General features: G+C 72.8%; 15 protein-coding genes. 7 read left to right on the top strand and 8 right to left on the bottom strand.

Going from position 1 to position 16694, the window contains the following annotated elements; all coding sequences use genetic code 11:
• Window positions 1-224: 224 nt before the first annotated feature.
• The 3 genes from OG711_RS12390 to OG711_RS12380 all read right to left on the bottom strand — a co-directional run bounded on the left by OG711_RS12390 (window position 225) and on the right by OG711_RS12380 (window position 4448).
• Complete coding sequence (locus tag OG711_RS12390) at window positions 225-2060, bottom strand: glycoside hydrolase family 18 chitinase (protein WP_073784996.1); 1836 nt, start codon at window positions 2058-2060, stop codon at window positions 225-227.
• Between the two features lie 433 nt (window positions 2061-2493).
• Window positions 2494-3156, bottom strand: a complete 663-nt coding sequence (locus OG711_RS12385; protein WP_073784998.1) for a response regulator — start codon at window positions 3154-3156, stop codon at window positions 2494-2496.
• Window positions 3153-4448: a sensor histidine kinase gene (locus OG711_RS12380; protein ID WP_329559260.1), complete on the bottom strand. Its 1296-nt coding sequence runs from the start codon at window positions 4446-4448 to the stop codon at window positions 3153-3155. The genes OG711_RS12385 and OG711_RS12380 overlap by 4 nt, the downstream gene beginning before the upstream one ends.
• A 210-nt stretch (window positions 4449-4658) precedes the next feature.
• Between OG711_RS12380 and OG711_RS12375 the strand changes: the two genes are divergently transcribed.
• Window positions 4659-5240 carry a hypothetical protein gene (locus OG711_RS12375; protein ID WP_266507942.1) on the top strand — a complete coding sequence of 194 codons (582 nt, stop codon included), beginning with the start codon at window positions 4659-4661 and terminating at the stop codon, window positions 5238-5240.
• Between the two features lie 40 nt (window positions 5241-5280).
• Here OG711_RS12375 and OG711_RS12370 read toward each other — a convergent pair whose 3' ends face one another.
• The 3 genes from OG711_RS12370 to OG711_RS12360 form a co-directional block, all read right to left on the bottom strand.
• The gene (locus OG711_RS12370; RefSeq protein ID WP_073785000.1) at window positions 5281-5853 is read right to left on the bottom strand and encodes a cob(I)yrinic acid a,c-diamide adenosyltransferase; all 573 of its coding nucleotides are present in this window, start codon (window positions 5851-5853) and stop codon (window positions 5281-5283) included.
• A gap of 13 nt (window positions 5854-5866) precedes the next feature.
• A complete protein-coding gene (locus tag OG711_RS12365; protein WP_329559259.1) occupies window positions 5867-6622 on the bottom strand; it encodes an ABC transporter permease in 756 nt (251 codons plus the stop codon).
• A gap of 83 nt (window positions 6623-6705) precedes the next feature.
• Window positions 6706-7488, bottom strand: coding sequence for an ABC transporter ATP-binding protein (locus OG711_RS12360; protein WP_329559258.1), 783 nt, complete (start codon window positions 7486-7488; stop codon window positions 6706-6708).
• Window positions 7489-7643: 155 nt separating this feature from the next.
• Here OG711_RS12360 and OG711_RS12355 point away from each other — a divergent pair, with 155 nt between their 5' ends.
• From OG711_RS12355 to OG711_RS12340, 4 genes are all read left to right on the top strand, one after another.
• On the top strand, window positions 7644-8381 hold the full coding sequence (locus OG711_RS12355) for a TetR/AcrR family transcriptional regulator (protein ID WP_266507940.1): 738 nt from the start codon (window positions 7644-7646) through the stop codon (window positions 8379-8381).
• A gap of 164 nt (window positions 8382-8545) precedes the next feature.
• Window positions 8546-9394: a 3-hydroxyacyl-CoA dehydrogenase family protein gene (locus OG711_RS12350; protein WP_329559257.1), complete on the top strand. Its 849-nt coding sequence runs from the start codon at window positions 8546-8548 to the stop codon at window positions 9392-9394.
• 302 nt (window positions 9395-9696) lie between these two features.
• The gene (locus tag OG711_RS12345) at window positions 9697-10020 is read left to right on the top strand and encodes an STAS domain-containing protein (protein WP_073785006.1); all 324 of its coding nucleotides are present in this window, start codon (window positions 9697-9699) and stop codon (window positions 10018-10020) included.
• Between the two features lie 231 nt (window positions 10021-10251).
• Window positions 10252-13233 (top strand): ATP-binding protein, encoded by a 2982-nt coding sequence (locus OG711_RS12340; protein ID WP_329559256.1) that lies wholly within the window; start codon window positions 10252-10254, stop codon window positions 13231-13233.
• 436 nt (window positions 13234-13669) lie between these two features.
• Here the strand turns inward: OG711_RS12340 and nucS are convergent, their stop codons facing one another.
• The gene (gene nucS / locus OG711_RS12335; protein ID WP_266507938.1) at window positions 13670-14341 is read right to left on the bottom strand and encodes an endonuclease NucS; all 672 of its coding nucleotides are present in this window, start codon (window positions 14339-14341) and stop codon (window positions 13670-13672) included.
• Window positions 14342-14552: 211 nt separating this feature from the next.
• Between nucS and OG711_RS12330 the strand changes: the two genes are divergently transcribed.
• On the top strand, window positions 14553-14945 hold the full coding sequence (locus tag OG711_RS12330; RefSeq protein WP_266507937.1) for an SCO5389 family protein: 393 nt from the start codon (window positions 14553-14555) through the stop codon (window positions 14943-14945).
• 97 nt (window positions 14946-15042) lie between these two features.
• On the opposite strand, the gene OG711_RS12325 is transcribed toward OG711_RS12330, so the two are convergent.
• Window positions 15043-16071: an LLM class flavin-dependent oxidoreductase gene (locus tag OG711_RS12325; protein WP_266507936.1), complete on the bottom strand. Its 1029-nt coding sequence runs from the start codon at window positions 16069-16071 to the stop codon at window positions 15043-15045.
• Between the two features lie 228 nt (window positions 16072-16299).
• Here OG711_RS12325 and OG711_RS12320 point away from each other — a divergent pair, with 228 nt between their 5' ends.
• Window positions 16300-16632: an ATP/GTP-binding protein gene (locus OG711_RS12320; RefSeq protein WP_073785014.1), complete on the top strand. Its 333-nt coding sequence runs from the start codon at window positions 16300-16302 to the stop codon at window positions 16630-16632.
• The last annotated feature ends 62 nt before the right edge of the window (window positions 16633-16694 follow it).

Raw genomic sequence — 16694 nt, 5'->3', positions numbered from 1 at the left:
GCGAACCACCGAGCGACGGCACAGGAACGAAGTGCGTCCAGCACAGGAGACCCCCGGGCGAGCCGGGACGCCGGAGAGCCCGGTACGCGTCTGGGGCGTACCGGGCTCGTGAGCCGGGGGGTCGGGGGGCGTTCCTGGCCCCCCGGCTCCGTACCGGGCGCGACCGGTGTGGGACCGACCGCCTCGGAACCGGGGTACCGGCGAGCGCCGGTACCCCTATGTGCTTACTGCAGACCCGTGTGGATCGCGTTCACCAGCTCACCATTGCTGGTGTCACCGTCCGCCGACCAGAAGAAGGCTCCGCCGAGCTTCTGGTTCTTGGCCCACGCCATCTTGGTCTGGATCGTGGCGGGGGTGTCGTAGCTCCACCAGCTGTTGCCGCACTTGGCGTAGGCGGTGCCGCCCACGGTGCCGGTCGCGGGGCAGGTGGTCTTGAGGACCTTGTAGTCCTCGATGCCCTGCTCGTACGTACCCTGTCCGGGCCCGGTGGCGACGCCACCCGGCGCGTCCTGGGTGACACCCGTCCACCCGCGGCCGTAGAAGCCGATGCCGAGCAGCAGCTTCTTGTCAGGCACACCCTGCGCCTTGAGCTTGGCGATGGCCTCGGAGGAGCTGAAGCCCTGCTGCGGGATGCCGGGGTACGGCGTCAGCGGGGAGTGCGGGGCCGTCGGGCCCTTCGTCGCCCAGGAGCCGAAGAAGTCGTACGTCATGACGTTGTACCAGTCGAAGCTGGCGGACGCCCCGGCGTAGTCGGCCTTGTCGATCTTGCCGCCGGTGGAACCGTCGGCGGTGATCGCAGCGGTGACCAGGTAGTTCGGGCCGAACTTGGTCCGGGTCGCGGCGGCGAGGTTCTTCAGGGCCGCCGGGCCGCTGTTGTCACAGGTGAGACCACAGGCGTTCGGGTACTCCCAGTCCAGGTCGATGCCGTCGAAGACATCGGCCCAGCGGGGGTCCTCGACCAGGTCGTAGCAGGACTGCGCGAACGCAGCCGGGTTCTGCGCGGCCTGGGTGAAGCCGCCGGACCAGGTCCAGCCGCCGAAGGAGAAGAGGATCTTGATGTGCGGGTGCTTGGCCTTCAGCTTGCGCAGCTGGTTGAAGTTACCGCGCAGGGGCTGGTCCCAGGTGTCCGCGACACCGTCGACCGACTGGTCCGCCGTGTACGCCTTGTCGTAGTCCGCGTAAGCGTCACCGATGGTGCACTTGCCGTTCTGGACGTTGCCGAAGGCGTAGTTGATGTGCGTGATCTTCGCGGCGGTCCCGGACGTGTCCAGGTTCTTCACGTGGTAGTTGCGCCCGTAGACGCCCCACTGGGTGAAGTAGCCCATCTTGATCTTGCTGCCGCCACCGCCGGGGTTGCCGTTGCCGGTGGTGCGGACGGCGACCGACGCGCTGACGGGACCGGTCTGGTCCTTCGTGTCGCGGGCCTGGACCGTGTACGAGTAGTCCGTGCCGGCGGACAGCGTGTTGTCCGTGTACGACGTGGGACCGGTCGTGGCCGGGGGAACCGTCGCGACCTTCACGCCGTCCCGCAGGACGTCGTAGTTCTTGATGCCCTTGTCGTCCGTGGCCGCGGCCCACGTCAGCTTCGCCGCGGTGTCGGTGATGCCGGAGGCAGTGGGGGTGCCAGGGGCGGAGGGCGGCTCGTCACCGGGGACGACGCCTCCGTCACAGGAGCCGCCGTTCAGGGTGCAGTTGCTCGGGAAGCCGGGGCCGACACCGTTGAACCCGAAGGTGACGGTGGCGCCGGGGGCGAGCGTCCCGTTCCAGGCCAGGTTCTTGGCGGTCCAGTGATCACCGGTGCTGGTGATCGTGGCGTCCCAGGAGGAGGCTACGCGGGTACCGGTGGGGAAGTCCCATTCCACGTTCCAGGAGCTGAGCGTGGTGGTGCCGGTGTTCTTGACGGTCCAGCTTCCGCCGAAGCCGCTGCCCCAGTCCTGCGTCTTGGTGAATGTGGCAGTGGCGTTGGCCGCCGCTGATGCCGGCGTCGCCAGGCCGACCATCGCCGCGAACGGCAGCACCAGGGTGGTGAGCCCTGCCACTACCTTGTGTCTGAAGCGCATTCTGCGCCTCCTTGGGTGAGGTCCAGTGGGGAGGTGGAACCAAACCTGCGCCGCCCGTGAGTACGCGCCGTGACGACTCTCATGGCCATGACACGCTCACCGCAGTGCGGCGAGAATAGAAAGGTCTGGACCATCGGTCAAGAGGTCTGGACCATCGGAGGGTGGTTCCCCCTGGTCAAGGCACCCGGTGTTCCCAGGAGTTGACAGCTGACCCAGCCTCATCCTCCGTGGCGTGAGACCCGCATTCACCCGCGCCGTCACTGTCCCACAGGCCCCTTCGGCCCCGTCGGTGAAGCCGCCGAACCGCCAGCGGCCGCTCTTTCACGGCAGCCCGACACCGGCCCCCTGAGCTGCGGTTTCTCTCTGCCGGACCCCGTCGTCCTGTGTCGGGCGTCACCTCGCGCACCCCGTAAAGAGGGCACACCGCAAGGGTCTACGGGGTGAGCCCCAACTCCCGTGCCAGCACCGCCGCCTGCACCCGGCTGCGCAGTTCCAGCTTCCCCAGCAGCCGGCTCACATGAGTTTTGACCGTCGCCTCGGCCATCTCCAGCCGCACCGCGATCTCCGCGTTGGACATTCCCTCGCCGATGCGCCCGAGGACCTCACGCTCACGCCGAGTGAGCGAATCCAGTGCCGCCAGCACCGCCGGATCGGTGCCCGGACCCGCCGCGGGGCGACCGGGCCGCGCGAACTCCGCGATCAGCCGGCGGGTCACCGCGGGCGCGATCAGCCCCTCCCCGCGCCCCACCGCCCGGACCGCCTCCAGCAGATCCCTGGCCTCGGTGTTCTTGAGGAGGAAGCCCGAGGCGCCCGCGCGCAGCGCCCCGAACACGTACTCGTCCAGATCGAAGGTGGTCAGCACCAGCACGTCCGCGAGGGACTCCGCGACCACCTGCCGGGTCGCCGACACCCCGTCCAGCCGGGGCATCTGCACATCCATCAGCACCAGGTCGGGCCGCAGCTCCCGGGCCAGCTCCACCGCCCGCTCGCCGTCCGCGGCCTCGCCCACGACCTCGATGTCCGGGGCGCTGCGCAGGATCAGGACCAGTCCGGCCCGTACGGCGGACTGGTCCTCGGCCACCAGTACACGGATCACGCTGTCACTCCTTCGCCGGGATTCCCGGCCGTGTCGATGGGGAGGGTGGCGCACACGCACCAGACCTCGGCGCTGTCCCCCGAACGCGGGTCCGCCGCCCGGGGCGCCGCCTCGAACGTCCCGCGCAGCAGCGCCGTCCGCTCCCGCATCCCGATCAGTCCGGCCCCCGAGCCCGGCGCCCGTGGCCCGTCCCGGTGCCCGTACGGGCTCGTCACCCGCACGGACAGGGTGGTGGTGTCCTGGGTCAGCCGGACCGTCACCAGGCCGGGAGAGGCGTGCTTGAGGGCGTTGGTGAGTGATTCTTGGACGATCCGGTACGCGGCGAGCTCCACGGGCGCGGGCAGTTTGCCCGAACCCTCCGCCCGGGTGTCCTCCAGTGCCACGTCCAGCCCGTTGACGCGTGCTCCGGCGGCCAGTGCGGCCAGTCCGTCGAGGGTGGGGGCGACGGCGGGTTCGCGGTCCTCGGAGGAGTCGCGCAGGATCCCGATCAGGCGCCGCATCTCGGCGAGTCCCTGCACGCTGTTCTCGCGGATCACCTCGAGCGCGGTCTGGGTGGTGCGGGGGTCGTCGAGGGACAGCGCGGCCGTCGAGTGGATGGCGATCGCGGACAGATGGTTGGCGACCATGTCGTGCAGTTCACGGGCCATCCGGGCACGTTCGGCGGCGACGGCCTGCACCCGGTCCATCTCGGCGAGCAGCGCGGTCTGCTCGGCCCGCAGCCGTTCGGTGTCCGCGGTGTCGCGATGGGTGCGGACCAGGACACCGGTGGCCGCCGGGGCGAACGACAGCAGGGCCGTGACCACCCCGATCAGGACCGCCTCGGGCCGCCGGAACCACGCCAGGAACCCGATGGTGACGGCCAGGGAGAGCAGCCCCGTGGTCACCGGGATGCGCCGGGCGTCGACGGGCGGCCCGTACAGCACGGCCGCGTAGACGATGTCCGTGAACATCACCAGCGTCGCCAGACTGCCCTGGGTGAACTGGTCGGCGACCAGGGCGAGGGTCGCGACCGGCAGGGCGATCCGGGGACGGGTCCTGCGCAGGAGCTCCGTGCCCGCCATCACGGCGAGCGGCAGCAGGACCCAGGCGCCGTCGAGGGGCCGCTGGTTCTGGGTGTGGAGGCCGATGGCCCACATGGCGGTGCCGCCGCCCAGACCGACGGCCGCGATCAGCCGGTCGACGTGGTGCGGCAGCAGCCCGATGTCCCGCGGCCGGCGGCGAGGCCGGACGGCGGTGGCCTCGGCCGCCGGGCGCGCGGTGTCCCCGGGGGGCGGAGGGGATGAGGACGGCATACGTCCATCCAACACGCTCCGTGTCCGGGCCGCGTCGACGCGCGGGCGGACCGGTTCCCGCGTCCGGTACATCCAAGGGTGCAGTCACGGTTCGTCGTCGGTGACGACGTGCCGGGCCCCCGGGTGCGGAAGTCTGGTAGCGGTGGCGGGTGGCGGGTGGCGGGTGGCGGGTGGCGGGGAGCCGGCGGGGCCGAACGGGAGGAGCACAGCGTGATCGTCACACTGATCATCGTCTGCGAGGTGGGCTTCTGGGTGCTGCTGGCCCTGGGGCTGTCCCTGCGGTACCTGGCGAGGATGCCCCGGGCCGGGGCGGCGGTGCTTTTGTGCGAGCCGGTGCTGGAGGTGGTGCTGCTGGTGGTCACCGCGACCGACCTCAGGAACGGCGCGGCACCGGACTGGAAGCACGGGCTGGCCGCCGTCTACATCGGCTACACCGTCGGCTACGGGCACTACACGATCAAGTGGATCGACGGGCACTTCCAGCACCGGTTCGCGGGCGGACCGCCGCCGCCGAAGCCGCCGAAGTACGGGGCGGCACGCGCCCGGCACGAGGGCGTGATGTGGGGCCGTACCGTGGTCGCGGCGGCCGTGGCCTGCGGACTCCTCCAGGCCGCGATCTGGTACGTGGGCGACGGCGGCGATGTGTCGTCCCTGCGGGGATGGCAGTTCACCGCGCTGCGGGTGGTGGGCATCCACGGCCTGGTCGCCCTCTGCTACGCGATCTGGCCGAAAAAAGCCCCCGTGGACCCGCCGCCGTCCCCCGACCGCGAGTCCTCCCGCACCTCCGGCTGAGCGACCGCGGCGAGGGCCGCCGCCCGGCCCCCGGCAACGGCTACCGCTCGCCCCCCGGCACCCACAGCACGTCCCCGCGCGACTCGTTGGCGACCCGGGCCAGGATGAACAGCAGGTCCGAGAGCCGGTTCAGATAGGTGGCGGTCAGCGGGTTCATCGTCTCGCCGTGCACCTCCAGCGCCGCCCAGGTGGACCGCTCCGCCCGCCGCACGACCGTGCACGCCTGGTGCAGCAGGGCCGCCCCGGGGGTCCCGCCGGGCAGGATGAAGCTCCGCAGTTTCTCCAGCCGGTCGTTGAACAGGTCGCAGTCCGCCTCCAGCCGGTCCACATAGAACTGCTCCACCCGCAGCGGCGGGTACTTGGGCTCCTCGACCACCGGGGTGGACAGATCGGCCCCCACGTCGAAGAGATCGTTCTGCACCCGGGTCAGCACCGCGACGACGTCCTGCGCGAGGTCACCGAGCGCGATGGCGGTACCGAGCACGGCGTTGGCCTCGTTGGTGTCCGCGTACGCCGAGATCCGCAGATCCGTCTTGGCGGTGCGGCTCATGTCGCCGAGGTGGGTGGTGCCCTTGTCCCCGGTCCTGGTGTAGATGCGCGTCAGATTGACCATGACCCCAGCGTAGTTACGCGCGGTCCGCCCGGAAGGCCCGTGTGCCGACCGTCACTGCCAGGGCCATGAGCCCGACGGCGACCAGCACCCCGTACAGCATGGGCGTGGTGGCGTACCGGCCCGCGAACGCGTCGCGTACGGCGTCCACCGGATGGCGCAGCGGTGCGAACCGGGAGAGCGTGTCGAGCCAGCCCGGGGCGAGGGTCATGGGGAGCATCAGCCCGGACAACAGCATCGTCGGCAGTGTCACGGCGTTGACGGTGGCCCCGAAAGCGTGCGGCACGGACAGCCGCATCGCCAGGGTGTACGACAGCGAGCTGAGCGCGACCGTCAGCACCGCCACGAACGCGAATCCGACGAGCAGCCCCGCCACCGGCGCGCGCAGCCCCATCACCAGGGCGGCGGCGATCAGCAGCACCGCCTGGAAGGTGAGGAGGGCTGCGTCCAGGAGCACCCGGCCGAGGAGCAGCGCGAGCCTGCTGACCGGGGTCGCCCGCATCCGGTCCACCACTCCCTGCCCCTTCTCCACGATGATCGCGAACCCGGCGAAGGACGCCCCGAACAGCGCGAGCTGGAGCAGCAGTCCCGGGGCGAGCACCTGCCAGGAGGAACGGTCGCTGTCCAGCGGCAGCCGCGTCAGCAGCGGGCCGAAGAGGACGAGGTACAGCAGCGGCATCAGCATGCCGAACAGCATCTGGAACCGGGAGCGCAGCGTCTTGCGGGCGTACCGCCCGAAGATCAGCGCGGTGTCGGAGAGCAGGGCGGGCACGGGGGCTCCTCGGTAACAGGGACGGCGACGGGGACGGCTACGGGTGCGGCGGCGGCGTGCGGGGGCGGGGGAGTGCGGCGCGGTCATACGGCGACGGGTGCCGGGTCCGGGGTGAGCGGGCCGCGTCCGGTGATCGCGAGGTAGGTGTCCTGGAGCGAGGAGTCGAGCGACCCGGTGTGGGCCAGCCGCAGCGCGCCCGGGGTGCCGTCGGCGACGACCGCGCCCTGGTCGATGACCACCAGCCGGTCGGCGAGTTCGTCGGCCTCGTCGAGATGGTGGGTGCTGAGCACGACCGTCGTGCCGTGGTCGTCGCGGACCCGGCGGACCAGTTCCCACAGATCGGCGCGCCCCGCCGGGTCGAGCCCGGTGGTCGGTTCGTCGAGGAACAGCACCTCGGGGCGGTGGGTGAGCCCCATCGCGAGGTCGAGGCGGCGGCGCCGGCCGCCGGACAGGGCGGCCGTGGGGCGGTCGAGGAGCCCGTCCAGCCCGAGGAGCCCGGCCAGTTCCCCGGCCCGCGCGCTCGCCTCGGCCCTGCCGAGCCGGTGGAGCCGCCCCTGGGTCACCAGTTCCTCGCGGCCGGTCAGCGTTGGGTCCAGGCCGCTCGACTGGGCGACATAGCCGCAGCGGGCGCGGACCCCGGCCGGGTCGGTGACGAGGTCGTGGCCCGCGACCGTGGCGCTGCCGGCGGTGGGCCGCAGCAGGGTGGTGAGCATGCGCAGGGTCGTGGTCTTGCCCGCGCCGTTGGGGCCGAGCAGAGCGAGGATCTCGCCCCGGCCGACCCGCAGATCGATGCCCCGGACCGCTTCGACGGGGCCTTGGGGCGTGCGGAAGGTCCGGGCGAGGCCGGACACCGTGATGACTGCCATGCCCCCAGAAAAACAGAGCCGCTGAAAATTTGCAATGACTCCAAAAATACCCCATGGCCCCGTGCCGACCGCCCCGCACAGCCCTCCGGCACCCCTTCCGACTCCCCGCCGACGGCACCGATCCGGGCGCCCACCAGGGCGGTTAGGCTGCTGCCATGGGCGAAGGGGCAGCGGACCGCACACACGGCGAGGACCGGACGCGGGGCGCGGCGCCCGCGACCGGGCGCGGCGGGAGCGCCGGTGGGCCGGAGGCCCGCGAAGGGCTCCGGGAGCGCAAGAAGCGCCGGACCCGGCAGCACATCTCCGACCTGGCCACCGGGATGTTCCTGGAACGCGGGTTCGACGCGGTGACCGTCGCCGAGATCGCGGACGCCGCCGAGGTCTCCGTCAACACGGTCTACAACTACTTCCCGGCCAAGGAGGACCTGTTCCTCGACCGGGCGTCCTCGGTGGCCGACCGGCTCGCCGGCTGGGTGCGCGGCCGGGCCCCGGGCGAGTCCGCCGCGCGGGCCGTCCTGCGCGAACTGCACGCCGAGATCGAGGCGGTGTCGCCCCGGGTCGGGCTGATGACGGGATACGACCGCTTCCTCGTCGTCGTGGAGGACGCCGCGGGACTGCGCTCCCGGCTCCAGGAGCTCGACCAGGAGGTGCTCGTGAACCTGGACCGGGCGCTGCGCGAGGAGACCGGGGCCGCGCCCGGCGACCGGCTGCCCAGCCTGGTCGCCGGTCAGATCGACTGGGCGCACCGGACGGTCATGGGTGTCATCCGCTGCGGACTGATCGAGGGCCGCACCCCCGAGGCCGTGTCCCGGGAGGCGCTCGACGCCCTGGACGACATCACGGAACTGCTCGGCGAACGGGTCCTCAACTACGCCGTACGCGCCCGGGGATGACCCCGTCCGCCGCCGCTGCTCCGTACGGGCGGCGGTGGTGGTGTGATGTCCGTCATGTGAGACGTGACGCGCATCTCTTCGCCGTCACTTGGGCCTTCACTGACGCTAGGGTCCGCCACAGGTACGGGAAACTTCAACGTAAACAGCGGGTTAGGGGTTGAAACGTGGCACGGAAGCTCGCCGTCATCGGAGCCGGACTCATGGGTTCCGGAATCGCGCAGGTATCCGCCCAGGCAGGCTGGGACGTCGTCCTGCGTGATGTCACCGACGGGGCGCTGACCCGGGGCACCGACGGCATCAGGTCCTCGTACGACCGGTTCGTCGCCAAGGGCAGGCTGGACCCCGCCGACGCCGAGGCCGCGCTCGCCCGGATCACCGCCACCACCGACCTCGACGCGGTGGCCGACGCCGATATCGTCGTCGAGGCCGTCTTCGAGAAGCTGGAGGTCAAGCACGAGATCTTCCGCGCCCTCGACGGAATCGTCGGCGACGGGACCGTGCTCGCCTCCAACACCTCCGCGATCCCCATCACCAAGATCGCCGCGGCCACCGAACACCCCGAACGGGTCGTCGGCACGCACTTCTTCTCGCCCGTCCCGATGATGCAGCTGTGCGAACTGGTGCGCGGCTACAAGACCAGTGACGCGACCCTGGCCACCGCCCGGGAGTTCGCCGAATCCGTCGGCAAGACCTGTGTCGTCGTCAACCGCGACGTCGCGGGCTTCGTCACCACCCGGCTCATCTCCGCCCTCGTGGTCGAGGCCGCGAAGCTGTACGAGTCGGGGGTGGCCAGCGCCGAGGACATCGACCTCGCCTGCAAGCTGGGCTTCGGCCACGCGATGGGACCCCTCGCGACCGCCGACCTCACCGGCGTCGACATCCTGCTGCACGCCACCGAGAACATCTACACCGAGTCCCAGGACGAGAAGTTCGCCCCGCCCGAGCTGATGCGCCGGATGGTTGACGCCGGTGACATCGGACGCAAGAGCGGGCAGGGGTTCTACAAGCACTGAGCGAATCCACGGCGAGCGCGCCCGCACGGCACCGGATCAAGCACCGCGAGGGTGCCGGGCGCACGCCCAGGAGCGGGGGGACGGACACCGGGCGGCCGTCCTTCCCCCCGGCTCCGCATTGATGTTCCGTCACCCCGGGGATCACCCCTCGGGGTGAATTCGATATCGGTTCGCTTACAACCAGCAACCCTGGTCGCCCACGGGCCGTCAGTTGCAGTGACATAGCCGGACGGCCCACGGAACACCCATACGCAGACTTCTCACCGACCATCTGTCACCGCACGCGGACACCGGGAGCGCATATGCACATCAGGGGCGACCACGCCGAGCTGGTCGTCGGGGGCCGCCTCGACGTCCGCAGCGCGGCGGACGCCCGGACGGTCCTGCACTCGGCCGTCGACGACGGCACCGGTGACCTGGTGCTCGACCTGTCGGAACTGGACTCCTGGGACGCCACCGGACTCGGCGTCATCATGGGCGCCCACCGCCGCGCGGGGCGCTGCGGACGGCGGCTCGTGCTGCGCGACGTACCCCCGCAGATGCAGCGGCTGCTGGTCGCCACCCGGCTGCACCGCATCCTCGCCATCGAGGGCGGGATCGGGGTCGAGTCCCTGCCCAGGGTCTGACCCCGGCCCCCGCGCCCCGCGACCGCCCCGATTCTCATCGGACCGTGATGTCCACGGCCGTCCGGCACCCCGTCCGTTCATGGATACTGACGGCAGGCCCAGGGCCCGGACACCCGGCCCGGATCTCCCCGCGCCGGGACCGGTGGAACGGGAGCGGACCGGAAGCGACGGCGCGGTGTGCGCACGGCCGGCCGGGGCCGCCGCACACGACGCTCTTGGGGGGCTTCGACCATGGACCCGACCGACCGGGAACCCGAGCCGTACGGCCAGGACGACCCCGGGCCCCGGGAATCGCGCGACCGCTCCGGCGGCGGCCGCCACGACCGCGCCGACCCCGCCGCGAAGCACCGGAGCCCCACGGACGGGACGGCCTCCGAGGACCGCGACCAGCCGTACGCCGCCGACGAGATACCCGGGCCGCACCCCGGACCCGCCGCGCCGGACGCCCGGGACAACCCCTACCTCCCGGCCCTCCGCGAGAACCGCGACCGGCCGCTCCCCGCGCTGCCCGACCCCGGCGCCCCGCCCCGCCCCCGGGCCCCCCGCGACCCGCTCACCTCCGACTTCGCCGGCGCGCCGACCACCCCGCGCACGGTCCGCCTCAGCTGCGGCGAACTCCTCCTGACCGTCAACCCCGTGGACGGCAGCGAGATCGAGCGGCGCCCGCCGGGAGACCACCCGGCGCCCCCCGAACGGCACGCCCCGCGGACCCGCGAAGAGGTCCGCCGCGCCGCCACCCCTCCCGTACCGCCGGGTCCCGCACTCGCCAGGCCGCCGCTGCTGGAACGCCAGGAGGAACGCGAACGCGCCGTCCGGCTCATCGCCCGGGGCCGCTCCGTACGGCTCACCGGACCCGCCGGATGCGGACGCACCGCGCTGCTCGACGCCGTCGCCGACGACTGCGCGGACCTCGCCCCCGACGGCGTCATCCGGCTCACCGGCTTCCGCCGGACCGTCACCGACCTGCTGTACGACCTGTACGCGGCCGTGTTCAGCGGCCCCGGACAGCACCCCGACCGTCAGGGCGTCCTCGACCACGTACGCGGTATCGGCGCCGTCGTCGTGGTGGACGACCTCGCCTTCGGCGGCGCCGCGCTCGACGAACTCCTCGACGCCACCCCCGAATGCGCCTTCGTGCTCGCCGCCGACCCCGACGTCACCCCGCCCCGCACGGACGCGCCCGTCGAGGAGGTGTTCCTCGGCGGCCTCAGCCGCGCCGGGGGCGTCGCCCTCCTCGCACACGCCACCGGCCGCCCGCTCTCCGACGACGAGGCGAGCTGGGCCGGGGACCTCTGGTTCGAGTCGGAGGGCCTGCCCCTGCGGTTCGTCCAGGCCGCGGCCCTGCTCCGGCAGCGCGACGCGCTGCGCGCCGACCCCGACGCCTTCACGTACGACGGCCCCGGCGACGGCCCCGACAGCGCCTCCCCCGACCGGGACACAGCCGCCTCCGACCGGACCGGCCACCGGACCGGCGACGACGGCCACGACGGCGACGGTGACGAACCCGACGTACCCCTTCCCTCGCTCGCCGAGGGTGCCGCGCCCGCCGCGCTGCTCGCGTCCCGGCTCAGCGGCGCGGCCCGCGCCACGCTGCGCTTCGCCGTGGCGCTGGAGGGCGAGGTCCCGCACCAGGCGCATCTGCCCGCGCTGATCGGGGACACCCACGCCGACGCGGCCCTCGCGGAACTCGTCGGGGTGGCCCTCGTGACCCCCGTCGGCCCCCGCTACCGGCTGGCCACCGGGGTGCGCACCCAGCTGGAGGGCGCCGGATACGCCGACGACGCCGCCGAACGGCTGCTCACCGCCGCCCGGCACTACGCCTGGTGGACGGGCCACCCCTCGGTCACCCCCGCGCGGGTCGCCGCCGAGGCCGACGCGGTCATCGCCGTCCTGGCCGCCCCGCTGAACGCCGCCGAGAACGGCTCCGCCGACGCCGACTCCCTCTCCGCGCTGCTCGACCCCGCCGGTGAACCCGACGGGCCCAGCGCGTCCGTGGGCCTCGCGCGGGCCGCCGCGCCCGCGCTGGCCGCCGGGGCCGACTGGAACGCCTGGGAGCATGTGCTGCGGCTCGGCACGGCCGCCGCCCGGCACACCGGTGAGGTGGCCGACGAGGCGTACTTCCACCATGAGCTGGGCGTCCTCGCGCTGTGCGAGGGCCGCGACGGCCGGGCCCGCGCCGAGTTGGAGGCGTCCATCGGGCTGCGGGGCGCGGTCGCCGACAAGCGCGGCGCCGTCGCGGGCCGCCGGGCCCTCGCCCTGGTCGACGACCGCTCCGCCGCGGGCAAGGCGACGGCCGGGGACGCGATGTCCGGGGCGCGGCGTGAGGAGTCCGTGTCGCCGCCCGGGGGCCTCACCCGGGTGTTCGCGCTGCCTCCCGGCGCCGCCGGCGCCTCCGCCGGCGCCCCGGAGGCACCTGATCCGGCCGACACCCTGGTCTCCGGACGGGGACCCGCCGGAGGGTTCGCCTCCCGGCTGCGGGGCGCCCGCCGGACGGTGCTGAGCGGTACCCGGCGCAATCTGGTGGCCGCGGGCGCGGGCGGGCTGCTCGCGGCGCTGCTGGGCACCGTGGTGACGCTCGGGGTCATCTCCGACACGGACGACCCGCCGGCCGGACGGGTCGGCAGCGACCCGTCCGCGAGCCAGGACGTGGACGACGCGGCCGGGGTGGACGAGGCGGGGCCCGAGGGCGGGCAGCGCGAGGGCACCGGGGGTGCGGACACCGGTTCCACGAGCCGGCCCGGCGGGGCGGGTCCGTCCGGGGTGCCTTCGGCCCCCACGGACGCGGTGCCGGGCGCCGGGGTCGGTGGGGCGTCCTCGCCCGTGCCGGGGTCCAGTGGGCCCGGTGGGGGCCCTGGGAGCGGTGCGGGGGGTTCCGGCGGGGCCGGTGGGTCCGGTTCCCCGGGCGGGCCTGGTGACCCGGGCGGTACGGGTGAGCCCGGCGGGCCCGGTGGTCCGGGGGGCCCGGGTGGTCCCGGGGAGCCCTCCAGCGGGCCCCCGAGCAGTGGCCGTCCGCCGACCAGCGAGCGGCCCACCACGCCGCCGCCGTCGCCCACGGGGCGGCCCACGGCGCCGTCGCCCAGTGCCTCCAGCCCCGGGACGTCGCCGCCCGCGCCCACGCCTACGGCGTCCGTCTCGCCGTCCGGGTCCGATTCCGCCGCGGGGCCCGGTGGGACGCCCTCGGGTGGGGCGGGGCCGGGGGAGTCCGTGCTCTAGCCCGTTCCCGGCGGGTCGCCTTCGCTTGCGCTTCCGGGTTCTCGGGGCTGGGCCCACTTGTCCCTGTGCGGGTCGCCTCCGCTTGCGCCGCCAGGTTCGCGGGGCTCAGCCCACTTGTTCCTGTGGGGGTCGTTCGGGGGGTGCGCGGTTCCTCGCGCCCCTGAGGTCTGCCGTGCTGGACGCACTTGGTCCTGTGCGGGTCGCTCGGGGGTGCGCAGTTCCCCGCGCCCCTTGGGTCGCGCCGCCTGCGGTTCTTGTTCGGCTGTGGGTTGCCCGGGGTTGCTCGCGCAGTTCCTCGCGCCCCTGAGGTCTCCCGTGCTGGGTGTGCTTGTTCCTGTGCGGGTTGCTCGGGGGTGCGCGGTTCCCCGCGACCCTTTGGGGCGCCCACCTTGGGCGGTTCGCCGGGCGCGGGGTTGTCTGGCGGGGTGGCCGGGGGTCAGAACAGGCGGAGTTTGTCGTCCTCGATGCCTCGCAGGGCGTTGTAGTCGAGGACCGTGCAGCCGATGCCGCGGTCGGTCGCCAGGACCCGGGCCTGGGGCTTGATCTCCTGGGCGGCGAAGACCCCGCGGACCGGCGCGAGATGCGGGTCGCGGTTCAGCAGCTCCAGATAGCGGGTGAGCTGCTCGACACCGTCGATCTCCCCGCGCCGCTTGATCTCCACCGCGACCGTCGCGCCCTCGGCGTCCCGGCACAGGATGTCGACCGGGCCGATCGCGGTCATGTACTCCCGGCGGATCAGGGTGTAGCCCTCGCCCAGGGTGTCGATGCGGTCCGCGAGGAGTTCTTGGAGGTGCGCTTCCACGCCGTCCTTGATGAGACCGGGATCGACGCCGAGTTCATGGGACGAGTCATGAAGGATCTCCTCCATGGTGATGATGAGTTTCTCGCCGCCCTTGTTGATGACGGTCCATACGCCGCTCTCGTCCCCGGTGCCCTCCTTGAGGGTGCAGGGAGGCGACATCCAGTTGAGCGGTTTGTAGGCCCGGTCGTCAGCGTGGATGGAGACACTGCCGTCCGCCTTGATCAGGATCAGGCGGGGGGCCGACGGAAGATGGGCGGTGAGCCGGCCCGCGTAGTCCACGGAGCAGCGGGCGATGACGAGACGCATGGTCGGCAACGCTACTGGACGTCCGGTGGTCCACGCGATTCGCCCTGGAAGGACCCCGTACGTGCGTGGCCGGTTGTGGCCGCATTCTTCTGGTGCCGCTGAGCCGCGATGCTTACGGTGGACGCGGGAGGTCGCGAAGCGTGCACGCTGCGTATGCGAACTCCCTCCCTGTCCGCAAGCCCCCGGCTCCGGGGGTGCGAGAGGAGAACCCATGTCGCTCGACGTCTCACCGGCCCTATTGGAACAGGCCGAGCGAGGCGAGGTCGACGAAGCAGCCTTCGTCGACTGCGTCCGGACCTCCCTTCCCTACGCGTGGGAGATGGTCAGCTCCCTGGTGGCCCAGCTCAAGGTGGACGGTGGAGAGTTCGCCGACAACGAGACGCCGCCGCCGGACGAGCAGGCACGTGGCCAGCTGCTTCGCGCGCTCGCGAGTGACGCGATCCGGGGCGCGCTCCAGCGGCACTTCGGAGTGCGGCTGGCCTTCCAGAACTGCCACCGCCTGGCGGTCTTCCCGCTGGACCCGGCGGTGGACGAGACGCTCGTCCGCTTCACCTCTGTGCGCAACCAGCTCCTGAACCAGTCGCCGGAACTGCGGGACTGCTGACGGCAGCGGCACCAGGCCCGCCGTCGCCGGACGCCCGGCCCCCTGGCACACCGGGGCCCATGGGTGCGGTGACGGCGGGCCCCGGTGTGCCCGTGGGTCAGCCGAGCTGCGGCAGTACCTCGGCGCCCAGCCTGCGGATGTTCTCCTCCGTGGCGACCAGCTCGCCCGAGCCCTCGACCAGCAGCGCGAAGCGGGTGACGCCGGTACGCTCCGCGGTGGCCGCGAGGGAGTCGGCGCACTGCTGCGGGGTACCCACCGGATGGAGGGAGCACAGCAGTTCGGTGTAGGCGACGGGGTCGCGCATCGTACGGGCGCGGTCGTCGACGGTCACATGTGCCGCGAGGCCCTGCCGCAGCCAGCCCGGCATCGCCTTGAGCAGCGCCGCGGACGCCTCGGGGCCCCGGTCGGCGATCTGTACGACGCCCGCCGAGACATGAGCGGCGTTCCGTACCTCGTCGGGGTCGCGTCCCGACTCGTGGGCGTGCGAGCGCCACAGTCCGATCATCGCGGCCTTCTCCTCGTCGTCCACGTGCATCCCGAGCAGCATCGGCAGTCCGCGCTCCGCGGCCAGCCGTACGGTGCCCGGTGAGGTGCACGCGACGACCACTTCCGGCCCGATCCCGCCGATGAGCGCCTGGGACGGCTGCGGTACGACATCGACCGCGCGGAAGCGGAACCGCTGCGAGTCGGCGTCCACCCGGGACTGCGTCAACCAGCGCAGCAGCAGATCGAGGGATTCCGGGAATCCGCGTTCGTACGCCTCGATCCCGGTGCCGAACACCTCCAGGTCGACCCAGGGACCGCCCCGGCCCACCCCCAGCGAGAACCGTCCGCCGGAGGTGATGTGCAGCAGGGCCGCCTGCTCGCCGAGGGCCACCGGATGGACGGTCGGCAGCACACTGACCGCCGTCCCCACCCGCAGGGTCCTCGTGCGTCCCAGCAGCAGCGCCGCCAGGGTGACGGCCGAGGGGCAGGTGCCGTACGGGACGAAGTGGTGCTCGGCGAGCCACACCGAGTCCAGTCCCGACTCCTCGGACACCTCGGCGGCCCGCACCGCCCGGTGCAGGGCCTCCCCCTGGCCCTGTCCCGGGAACTGCGCCGCCAGGACGAAACTTCCTACACGCATCGCACTCCTGCCTCCTTCGGCAACCGGCCTCGGCGCTCCCCCAGGTACCGGCTCAACGGCAACAACGTCCGACACGTGCCAAAGGCACGGGCGGCGGGAAAGATTGACGGATTGTCTGTGTATTGCGGGGGGATTGCGCGGAGCTCGCACCAGGCGTGTGCCCCCGGGGCGGCGCGTAGGCTGGTCGGGCCCGATGCCGACTTCTTCCGCGATCCGTGAGGTGTGCCCGTGTCCCCGCGCCGTAATCGTCCCAAAGGAGCCACGGACTCCGGAGGAGCCGGGCCCGGGGACGACCATGAGCGCTACGGGGGGTTCGAGTCCACCCAGACCTGGCGTGGTGAGGAGTGGTCGGTACGCCATGTGGCGGGTGCCAGCACCGCCGGGAAGACGTACCGCTGCCCCGGGTGCGACCAGGTGATCCCGTCCGGGGTGCCCCATGTCGTCACCTGGCCGCAGTACGCGGGAGTGGACGACCGCCGGCACTGGCACAAGGCGTGCTGGTCGGCCCGCGACCGCCGGGCCACCCGGGTGCAGCGGGGCCGCGGCATGCCCCGCTACTGACCGGTACGGCTGTGCCCCCGCCCGGAGGAGTCCGGGCGGGGGCACAGCCGTCACTTCGACGC

This window comes from Streptomyces uncialis (assembly GCF_036250755.1).
In the GTDB taxonomy this organism is placed as follows: domain Bacteria; phylum Actinomycetota; class Actinomycetes; order Streptomycetales; family Streptomycetaceae; genus Streptomyces; species Streptomyces uncialis.
The sequence above is the reverse complement of the archived record's forward strand: the minus strand, read 5'-3'. Positions and strand labels throughout refer to the sequence as shown.